Here is a 9,650-nt window from a genome sequence, read left to right as displayed (position 1 = left end):
ATAATTGTCCATCGGCTAGTTTAAACACAAAAAAAGCAGCACAAGGCTGCTTTTTTTGCTGATCAACGCTGATTCATACAGATTCATCAGGCTGCGGCTTGATCGTGCCCTTCTGATTCAATCGTGCGCAAGTTGGTCTGGCCAATAGGAATGCGGCGCGCCTTCATTTGCTCGGGAATAACCTTGAGCAACTCGACCACCAACAAGCCATTTTTCAGATTAGCGCCTTCCACCTGCACGTGATCAGCCAAGTTGAATTTGCGCTCGAAGCTGCGAAACGCAATGCCCTTGTGCAGGTACTGCTTGCCATCCTCGTCTGCCTTTCGGCCACGCACGGTGAGCACACCGCGCTCTACTTCAAGCTCTAGCTCTTTTTCATCGAAACCCGCCACAGCCACACTAATTTGGTAGCGGTTTTCTTCCAAAGCCTCGATGTTGTAGGGTGGGTATCCTGTGGAGGTGTCGACGCGCATTGCGGCATCCAGAATGCTAGCCATCCGGTCAAAGCCAATGGTGCTGCGGTACAGGGGTGTTAAGTCGATTGTTGCCATGATTCATTCTCCTAAGAAGCAAAAAATCAGTTGTTGAACAAATTGGGGAAACTCTCTCGGAGACATTTCCCACGACACTGATTTATGAGCCCACCAAAGGAATTTCAAGGGATAACTTTAAAAAAATTCAATCCTCAAACAAGTCGCCATCCACATAAAACCAATGCCCGTTTTCCCGCGCAAAGCGGCTAAGCTCATGCAATCGGCTGGCAGGGCCAGCCTTGGGTTTGTAGCGTGCCACGAATTCCACTTCGGCATTGTCGCCTTGTTGGCTGTGTGCTTTAACCGAGAGCCCCAGCCATTTTCCGTTGGAAAGTTCTTGCTGCAAATCAAGTAGTTGCGCTGGGCGTGTTGTCGTATGCCAGGTGCGTTGAACATACTCACTTAAACCCAAGGCATAAGCGCTGTAGCGCGAACGCATCAGGGCCTCTGCGGTGCATGCAACTTCCCGCCCTGCGTGGAAATTTTCGCAGCAAGTTGTGTACTTGCCCTTGCCACAAGGGCATGCGAGAGGTTGCGAAGCGAGTTGATTTTTTTGAGCCATGTGGTACGGATGCATTCGGTTTTGCGGGTTTTTCATTTTAGACTGAATGCAGAGACAGCCAACCCAATACCAACAACAATGACCAGCAAACCAACACAGGTGCACGCCTTCAATCAAGATGATGCACTGGGCCACCACGATGCTGTGGGCTTGGCCGAACAACTGCAAACCGGGAAAACCAGCGCCACTGAGTTGGTGCAAGCCGCCTACAAACGACTTGAACAGGTTGACCCCGAGCTGCATGCCACTGTGTGCTTGCAGGAAGAATCTGCCTTGACCCAGGCCAAGCTGTATGACGAACTGGGTAATTTTCGTGCATTTCAGGGCATACCAAGTTTGCTGAAAGACAACCTGGATCTTTTGGGCTTACCAACCCGGCATGGCTCAGCCGCCCTTCCGGCCAAGCCCAAAAAAACCAATAGCGCAGTGGCCCAGCAACTGATCGACACTGGCCTTGTTTTTCTGGGCAAAACCAAACTGCCTGAATTCGGCTTAACCGCAACCACGGAATACAGCCAGGCTGAACCAGCCCACAACCCTTGGCACACCGGGCACAGCACGGGTGGTTCCTCCGGGGGCTCGGCTGCATTGGTGGCTGCTGGCGTGGTGCCCATTGCGCACGCCAATGATGGCGGTGGGTCTATTCGAATTCCAGCCGCTTGTTGCGGGTTGATCGGTCTTAAACCCAGCCGTGGCCGCTTGGTCATGAATGAAATGGCAAAAAGTCTGCCAATTAATATCGTTAGCGATGGTGTAGTCACGCGCAGTGTGCGCGATACAGCCGCCTTCTTTGCATTGGCGGAAGAACACTACAAAAACCCAACCTTGCCGCCCTTGGGCCACATCACCACCCCTGGGCGCAAACGCCTGAAAATCGGCATGTTCACCCAAAAAGTATCGGGCCATGCCACCGACGCAGCTTGCGTGGAAGCCGTGCACAAAGCCGCAGCCTTGTGTGAAAGTTTGGGCCATGAAGTGCGGGAAATTCAGATACCGATTGGCGAACAATTTGCCGACGACTTCTTGCTGTATTGGGGCATGCTGGCCGCTTCTATTTCGCATCTGGGCAAATGGGCAGTGGATCGCGATATGAATACCGGCAAGCTGGAACCCTTGACTTACGGCTTGGCGGGTCACTTCACCCGCAATCTGTGGAAGTTCCCGTTCACAATGCGCAGGCTTTATCAGTTCGAAGCAGAATACGCCACCGCTTTCAATGACCTGGACGTGTTACTAAGCCCCACACTGGGCCAGCCTGCGCCGCCCTTGGGCCATCTAACGCTCGATTTGCCTTTCGACGAAGCTCGCCATCGCCTGGTGAACTTCGCATCGTTTACCGCCGCTCAGAATGTGGCTGGCGCACCAGCAATCAGCCTGCCGATGCACCACACCGAAGAAGGCATTCCGGTGGGTGTTCATTTCGCGGCGGCCATGGGGCATGAATTCAGGCTGATCGAACTCGCGCTTGAATTGGAACAAGCGCAACCATTCAAGATGCTGGCATGAACGCCAAATGGGCCTTGTAAACCAGCGAGGCCCTGTCAACCATTGGGCAGTGCCCGGTGTTTTCAAGCATCACGTCATGAATGGCCGGGTTGGCCTGCTTCAACGTCGCCAAGCCACTGGGGTGAACCAGCTGGTCTGAATCGCCCCACACCACCATCAGCGGCACCGTGGTTTTCTCAACCATGTCGTTCAAACTGACATTGGCATCTGGGTTCACAAACTCCATGAATACCTTATCCAGCAAGCCTTTGTTTTCAATGGACATGCGCCCAAAGTACTTGCGCATGAAGGTGGGCATGGCAGGCGGCTTGCCGCTAAAGCAAAGGTCGATAACCTGCTCGTATTCCTTGAAATTGCTGGGAGCAAGAATAATTCTGCCTTCCTCTGCGAACGAGCGGCCTATTGCCGTGTGCTCAGTGCCTGCTACACCCGCTGGGTTCAACAGGCATGCGCTGAGCACCCGGTTCGGAAAATTCGCTGCCAAAGCGCCTGCCATGTAACCACCCATGGAATTTCCAATCACATGAAAACTCTTGACGCCTACTGCATCCAGCCAGCGCACCACGCGGTCAGATTGCTCTGCGATATTAAATCTTGCGTTGCTGGGGCGGTCTGATTCACCAAAGCCGATCAAATCGGGGATCCACACCGTGTAATGCCGCATCAATCGGGGAGCAAGCGCAAGCCAGTTTTCCTTGTTGGCACCAAAACCATGAATCAATACCATGTCGGGCCCTTGTCCGCCCTTGAAATAAACCGTGCGGCCGTCAACTGTGTCTGCAGTGGACCTTGCCAAACCCATTTGCTTGCACTTGGAATCGATCAGTTTTCGGCACAGCCAGTTCATAAAAGCATTGCTCATTGTTGTTCACCCCATCTTTTTGTCTGGTTTTTCCCTACACCATCATAAGCTGCTCGCTGATCTCGCTTACAGCAAATGGATGGCTTAGTTATTTTCGCATTTGTTCAACAATACATTCACTGGCTTCGATGTCTGTGGGAAGCGCCGAAACCAGCCTGAAAAGATTGCTCGATTTGAATAGGAGGATGTTCAAAATGAAAGCAAATGAACTACTGGAACAAATTCGCGAAGCCAATTTATCTTACCTGCTTCTTGCCAAACAACTCATCAATGAAGACAAAGCCGAGGCCATCATTCGCCTGGGTATTGATGAAAACACTGCCGACCTTCTGAATCAACTGACCACCGCACAGGTTTTGCGTATTGCGGCAAGCAATATGCCGATGTGCAGTATTCGGTTTGAAGATCCGGCTGTTTGGAAACTACTCTCCGACCACGGAAAAGACCGCGCCATTTCTGGCATGCACGCCGCCATCCTGATGGCAGGCCGCAGTGCACAGATTTCCGCTTAAAAAAAAACCGTCGCAAAACGTGCCTGCTGGCACACCGGAGAACAACATGTCCAAGATTAAATCATTGGTGGCTGAAGCTGCCCAGATCAAACTCGCCTCAGAACTGATCAAGCTGGACGCCCGCTTGCAGGTGCTGGAAAGCGAAACCCAGTTGTCACGTGAACGCTTGATTCGCTTGTACAAGGAAATCAAGTTCAAATCGCCACCCAAAGGCATGCTGCCCTTCTCCACCGACTGGTTCATGACCTGGCAGCCCAATATTCACTGCTCGCTGTTCATGAATTTTTACTCGGCCTGCATCAAACACACGGACATGGACGATGGCGAATGCCTGGTGAAGTCTTACAAGCTGTACCGTGAACAAATTACTGCCTTGGGCCTGCCTGAAGTGTTATCACTAACCCGCGCATGGCGCTTGGTGAAGTTTTTTGATGCCGGCATGTTGACCACAACGGGCTGCAAAACCTGTGAGGGCAACTTCGTTGTGCACACCTACGACCTGGTAAACGACTATGAATGCGGTTTGTGCAATATGCCTTCCCGCGCAGGCAAAACCAAACAGAATGCCGCAACACGGTTCTTCAATGAAGAATCTGCGATGGAAATTGCCTAAAGAATTGATTGGTAGTGCCGTAGTACAGCTGTAGCTTGTTTTTGTCTCTCTCCCCAGTCCGTAGTTCAAGGACAATTCAATCGCCTGTGAGATTTAACTCACAGGCGTTTTTTTGCTCAAGCCATGAAACGGGCAAGAATCTGCCTGCTGCGGGCATCCAGCGCGAATAAATCATCAATGATGAACTGCATGCCGTTGGCATGGGTCAACACCAAACTGTTACCGGCCAGTCTGCGAATGCTTTCATCGCTTGGCAACTCGAATTTGCAAGGGCCCCTGTCTGTTTCAAGCATCCAGATGCTGGGGGTTGAATAGGTTGAAACCGAAGTAATTCGCAACACTTTGGGCCTGAACTCACGCAAGGCCAGGTAAGCCTTCACAGCAGCCTGCGAATCTGCATCCAATTGATCCATGCGGTCAATCCAGGCCATTTCCTTGCTGTACTCATCCACAATGGAAATACTTTCTTCGGGCGCAGAAAACGGAAATGCCAACACCGGCATGACTTGGTCGGCCACAAGGGTCTCGCATTGAAAAAGTGCCAGCTTCCCTTGTGTGGACTCGCGTAATCGCCAATCAGTCATAGTGGGCCTGCTCCTGCTTAAGTTTTTCCTGGGCCTGGTGCAAATGCCAGAAGTGGGATTTGGCAGCCAGCAGTTTATCGTGTGGCCCCTCTTCCACAACCTTACCCCGATCCATCACCACGATTCGGTCTGCCTTGCGCAGGGTCGAAAGCCGGTGGGCAATTGCAATGGTGGTTCGACCCTGTACAAGATTGTCCAGTGCTTTCTGAATTTCCTTTTCGGTTTGTGAGTCGACCGAACTCGTGGCTTCGTCCAGAATCAGGATTTTGGGGTCGATTAACAAAGCGCGCGCTATTGAAATACGCTGGCGTTCACCGCCAGATAAACTTTGCCCGCGTTCACCCACCAGTGAATCGTAACCATGCTGCAGGCGCAGAATAAATTCATGCGCGTGTGCAAGCCTTGCTGCGGCAATAATTTCTTCACGTGTGGCGTCGGGGCGGCCATAGGCAATGTTCTCGGCAATGGTGCCAAAAAACAAATAAGGTTCTTGCAGCACCAGCCCAATATTACGGCGGTAGCTGGCCATTTCGATTTGGCGAATGTCAATGCCGTCGGCCAACACCTGACCGTCGCTAACGTCATAAAATCGGCAAAGCAAATTCACCAGTGTTGACTTGCCTGAGCCACTGTGCCCGACCAGGCCCACCATCTCGCCCTGCTTTACTTTCAGGTTCACGTTGTCCAGTACCTGCCTGCTGCCGTAGCGGAATGACACATTGCGCAATTCCAGTTCACCCTTCAAGTGATCAATATTCACCGGGTTCACTGCTTCAGGCACAGAAGACTTGTAATCAAGAATGTCAAAAATTCGTTTGGAACCCGCGGCTGCCTTTTGGGTGACTGACACAATCCGGCTCATGGAATCTAGGCGAGTGTAGAAGCGGCCAATGTAGGCCAGAAATGCAGTCAGCACACCCACCGTGATTTCGTTGTTCATGATCATCCAGATGCCCGAGGCCCAGATCACCAAAATACCCAACTCGGTCAAAAAACTAACTGTGGGTGCGAACAGCGACCATGTTTTGTTGATTCGATCGTTCACTTCCAGATTGCGCAGGTTCGCATTCAAAAAGCGGTCTGATTCGCGGCGTTCTTGTGCGAAAGCTTTCACCACGCGAATACCGGGAATCGTGTCAGTCAAAATATTGGTCACTTCACCCCACACCCGGTCCACTTTCTCAAAGCCGGTGCGCAGCTTTTCGCGCACCATGTGGATCATCCACGCGATGATGGGCAGTGGAAGCAAAGTGAGCAAAGCCAGCTCAAAATCAATGTTCATCAAGATAATCGCGGTCATCACGATCATGATCACATCGGTGATGAAATCGAGTGCATGCAAAGACAGAAACAAATTAATGCGGTCTGTTTCAGAGCTGACACGGGCAATCAAATCACCGGTTCGCTTCGCGCTGAAGTAGTCCAACGACAAGCTCATCAGGTGATTGAAAGTGGTGGTACGCAAGTCGGAACCAATTCGCTCTGAAACCAGCGCCAGCAGATAGGTTCGGGCCCAACTTAAGGCCGCCGCCACCACTGCAGAAACTAACAATGCACTTAAATAGAGGGTCGCCAACTCGGTGTTCATTGGCTCGCCATTCTGGAAGGGAATTAACACTTCATCCATCAAGGGCATCGACAAATAGGGCGCAACCAAGGTGGCCGCTGTCGACATCAAAGTCAGCAACAAACCCGCCAGCAAACGCCAGCGATACGGATGCGCGAATCGCCACAGGCGCAACAAAGCCCGAGACGAAACTGGTTCCTCGAACCCAGCTTCCTCAAGATCTTCGTCAGCCAACAACTGAGGAACCGGGTGCTGAATCTGGGCAACATGGGCTGTACCGTGCTCAAATTCACGCACAGCCGCTTCCAGAAGCCCTACAAATTCCTCAAGCGCGCGATGCAAACTGAAGCTGGTATAAAAACGGAATACCTGACCTGACGTTACCTGCACCAAAACCGTAGAAAGCCCGGAATGATCCGACATTGAAATTTTCTCAATGGCCGAAAAAGGAGCCTTAAAAACAGGCACTTCCGATTCCTTGTCTACCACAATTAATTCATTTGCGTTAAAGGCTACAAGGCTTCTTGAAAACTCACATCGAGTGTTCATGTCAGCCACAAACACTGCTTGGGTTGGTGAATTTGCGGCCCATACCTCTGAGAGGCGTTGTACCTCGTTTTCAGACGGTGAAAATCCAACGATTTTCAATGAGATTACCCCCTCAGTTCACGAATTCGCTGATGTTACACCACTATTTCCAGCGACACGGAGTTAACATTGACTGAAAAACCAATCCTAGAAACTAATCCTGCCGATGCCCAGCTTATGACGCAAAAACGCCTTGTAATACTCCGAACAATGTGGCTTGACGGCCCAAACATCTGGACCTATCGAAGTTGTATTGAAGCGTTGGTGGATATTCAAGAACTGGAACAATTCCCTTCTAACCTGCTGCCAGGTTTTTATGAACGATTAACGACTTGGCTACCCGGTTTGGTTGACCACCGCTGTGGAATCGGGGAACCAGGCGGATTTTTGCTCCGGGTACGTGAAGGCACCTACGCCGCCCACATGCTGGAACACATCGTAATCGAGCTTCACACCCAAGCGGGCCTGGAAGTGGGTTTTGGCAAAGCACGAATGACCAGCAAGGAAGGTGTTTATAAAATGGTGTTTCGCACGCCCGACCCGGTGGTGGGCATGGCCTGCCTGGAAGCGGGCGTACGCCTGCTACACGCCGCGATCGAAGACACCGAATACGATTTACAAGCTGAACTTAAGACAATCAAGCGCCATTGCGACATGCACGGCCTGGGCCCAAGCACCCAACATATTCTTGATGCCGCCTATGCACGCCGCATTCCGATTGTTCGCCTGAACGATGGCAACCTGGTGCAGTTGGGTCATGGCGAGCAGCAACAACGAATCTGGACTGCTGAAACCTCCAAAACCTCGGCAATTGCTGAAGGCATTGCCTCGGACAAAGATCTGTGCAAAGACCTATTGGCCCAGTGTGGCGTACCAGTCCCCGAAGGCGAATTCGCAAAAACTGCAGAGCGGGCTTGGGAAATTGCTCAAGAAATTGGACTGCCTGTGGTGGTTAAACCAGTGGACGGCAACCAGGGGCGCGGCGTTTCGCTTGAACTTGATAAGCAAACGGACATTGAAAAAGCCTGGGCGTTGGCCTACGAGGAAAGCTACAGCGGCGTCATTGTTGAGAAATTCATTCGTGGTGTTGAGCACCGGGTTTTGGTGGTGAATTACCAGGTGGCAGCCGTGTCACGTGGCGAACTGGTTTGCGTACACGGCGATGGACAATCAACATTGCAAGCCCTGATCGACCAGCAAATTAATACCGATCCTCGCCGTGGGGAAACTGAAATCACACCGCTTAAAACCATTCGAATTCAAACCAATCCAGTGGTTTCCCTGGAAGTACAACGCCAGGGCTACACCGCAGATTCAGTGGTGCCCGCCGGTGCACAGGTCGTAATTGAACGCAACAGCAACGCGTCAGAGGACGTCACAGACTTGATTCACCCCGAAATTGCGCGCCTGTGCTGCACGGCAGCGCGCGTGGTGGGTCTTGATGTTGCTGGAATCGACTTGGTGTGTGAACACATCGACCAGCCGCCCAAAACGCAGTCGCTGGCTGTGGTGGAAGTCAATGCAGGCCCCGGCTTACTAATGCACATCAAACCCGCCAAGGGTCAGGCGCGCAACGTGGGCAAACCCATCATCGAATCCCTGTTTCCTGGCGAAGCAAATGGTCGAATTCCTACCATCTCCTACTCAGGTGGCGATGAAATTCTTGGATTTGGCCCCGAATTAACTGAGATTCTGCAAGATCAAGGGCACCGCGTGGGTTTGGCTTGTGACCAGGGCTTGGTGATGAATGGTCGGGTGATCACCATCACACCCTCTGCAAACTGGCAAGCTGGACGAAACTGCCTGATCAACAAGAACCTGGACACGGTGGTGATGCAGGTCAAGGCAAGCGCAATTTTGTCTGAAGGCCTGCCCTTTGACCGCTCCAGCCTGGCCATCATCACCAGCCTGGGCTCGATAAATGGTCTCGACGAATGGGACATTTTGAATAGGGAACAACATTTCAACGTGATGCGCACAGTGATTGACCTGGTGCTAAGCAGTGGCCATGCAGTGATCAATGCCGATGAAGTCAGCCTGTTGCCCTTGAAGGAACTGTGCGACGGCAAAGTCATCTGGATCAGCGCGATAGCAGACAATCCAGTTGTTGATGAGCATGTAAAAAACGGTGGCATGGCGGTTGTTTGCCAAGGCGACAGCATTCACTTCAAAGGCAACCGAGCTGAAGCGGAGGCCCGCACACCAATTTCACTGAGGCAGCCCCCGCTCAACCTGATCAAGACACTGGCACTGGCAGCGTCTGGATGGGCCATGGATGTTCCTCACAACCTGCTGCGCGCCGACATTCGGCAACGCTATTGAA

At 52.0% G+C, this 9,650-nt stretch carries 9 protein-coding genes; 4 read left to right on the top strand and 5 right to left on the bottom strand.

What is annotated here, in order from left to right; genetic code table 11:
- Nucleotides 1-86: 86 nt before the first annotated feature.
- Together NSP04_RS09380 and NSP04_RS09375 are read right to left on the bottom strand one after the other, a co-directional pair.
- Entirely contained in the window at nucleotides 87-551 is a 465-nt protein-coding gene (locus tag NSP04_RS09380) for an Hsp20 family protein (RefSeq protein WP_257512066.1), read from the bottom strand.
- 127 nt (nucleotides 552-678) lie between these two features.
- A complete protein-coding gene (locus tag NSP04_RS09375) occupies nucleotides 679-1,095 on the bottom strand; it encodes a YchJ family protein (protein ID WP_257512065.1) in 417 nt (138 codons plus the stop codon).
- Between the two features lie 78 nt (nucleotides 1,096-1,173).
- On the opposite strand from NSP04_RS09375, the gene NSP04_RS09370 reads away from it, so the two are divergent.
- Nucleotides 1,174-2,601 carry an amidase gene (locus NSP04_RS09370; protein WP_257512064.1) on the top strand — a complete coding sequence of 476 codons (1,428 nt, stop codon included), beginning with the start codon at nucleotides 1,174-1,176 and terminating at the stop codon, nucleotides 2,599-2,601.
- Here the strand turns inward: NSP04_RS09370 and NSP04_RS09365 are convergent.
- Nucleotides 2,585-3,463, bottom strand: a complete 879-nt coding sequence (locus tag NSP04_RS09365) for an alpha/beta fold hydrolase (RefSeq protein WP_257512063.1) — start codon at nucleotides 3,461-3,463, stop codon at nucleotides 2,585-2,587. The two genes, NSP04_RS09370 and NSP04_RS09365, sit on opposite strands and share 17 nt — an antisense overlap.
- A gap of 194 nt (nucleotides 3,464-3,657) precedes the next feature.
- On the opposite strand from NSP04_RS09365, the gene flhD reads away from it, so the two are divergent.
- Both flhD and flhC read left to right on the top strand, forming a co-directional pair.
- Nucleotides 3,658-3,975, top strand: a complete 318-nt coding sequence (flhD, locus tag NSP04_RS09360; protein ID WP_257512062.1) for a flagellar transcriptional regulator FlhD — start codon at nucleotides 3,658-3,660, stop codon at nucleotides 3,973-3,975.
- A 46-nt stretch (nucleotides 3,976-4,021) separates the two neighbouring features.
- A complete protein-coding gene (gene flhC / locus NSP04_RS09355) occupies nucleotides 4,022-4,588 on the top strand; it encodes a flagellar transcriptional regulator FlhC (RefSeq protein WP_257512061.1) in 567 nt (188 codons plus the stop codon).
- Nucleotides 4,589-4,704: 116 nt separating this feature from the next.
- Here the strand turns inward: flhC and NSP04_RS09350 are convergent, their stop codons facing one another.
- The gene (locus NSP04_RS09350; protein ID WP_257512060.1) at nucleotides 4,705-5,172 is read right to left on the bottom strand and encodes a cyanophycin metabolism-associated DUF1854 family protein; all 468 of its coding nucleotides are present in this window, start codon (nucleotides 5,170-5,172) and stop codon (nucleotides 4,705-4,707) included.
- On the bottom strand, nucleotides 5,165-7,387 hold the full coding sequence (locus tag NSP04_RS09345; RefSeq protein WP_371825010.1) for a cyanophycin metabolism-associated ABC transporter: 2,223 nt from the start codon (nucleotides 7,385-7,387) through the stop codon (nucleotides 5,165-5,167). The genes NSP04_RS09350 and NSP04_RS09345 overlap by 8 nt, the downstream gene beginning before the upstream one ends.
- 69 nt (nucleotides 7,388-7,456) lie before the next feature.
- Between NSP04_RS09345 and NSP04_RS09340 the strand changes: the two genes are divergently transcribed.
- Complete coding sequence (locus NSP04_RS09340) at nucleotides 7,457-9,649, top strand: cyanophycin synthetase family protein (protein WP_257512058.1); 2,193 nt, start codon at nucleotides 7,457-7,459, stop codon at nucleotides 9,647-9,649.
- The last annotated feature ends 1 nt before the right edge of the window (nucleotide 9,650 follow it).

Origin of the sequence: Limnobacter parvus, assembly GCF_024623725.1 — a bacterium.
Taxonomy (GTDB): domain Bacteria; phylum Pseudomonadota; class Gammaproteobacteria; order Burkholderiales; family Burkholderiaceae_B; genus Limnobacter; species Limnobacter parvus.
Note: the sequence above shows the minus strand (reverse complement) of the source record. Positions and strands in the feature narration are given on the sequence as shown.

Bases quoted from the DNA above. Each gene is read 5' to 3' on its own strand.
- NSP04_RS09380 (WP_257512066.1), bottom strand. From the start codon at position 551: ATGGCAACAATCGACTTAACACCCCTGTACCGCAGCACCATTGGCTTT.
- NSP04_RS09375 (WP_257512065.1), bottom strand. From the start codon at position 1,095: ATGGCTCAAAAAAATCAACTCGCTTCGCAACCTCTCGCATGCCCTTGT.
- NSP04_RS09370 (WP_257512064.1), top strand. From the start codon at position 1,174: ATGACCAGCAAACCAACACAGGTGCACGCCTTCAATCAAGATGATGCA.
- NSP04_RS09365 (WP_257512063.1), bottom strand. From the start codon at position 3,463: ATGAGCAATGCTTTTATGAACTGGCTGTGCCGAAAACTGATCGATTCC.
- flhD (WP_257512062.1), top strand. From the start codon at position 3,658: ATGAAAGCAAATGAACTACTGGAACAAATTCGCGAAGCCAATTTATCT.
- flhC (WP_257512061.1), top strand. From the start codon at position 4,022: ATGTCCAAGATTAAATCATTGGTGGCTGAAGCTGCCCAGATCAAACTC.
- NSP04_RS09350 (WP_257512060.1), bottom strand. From the start codon at position 5,172: ATGACTGATTGGCGATTACGCGAGTCCACACAAGGGAAGCTGGCACTT.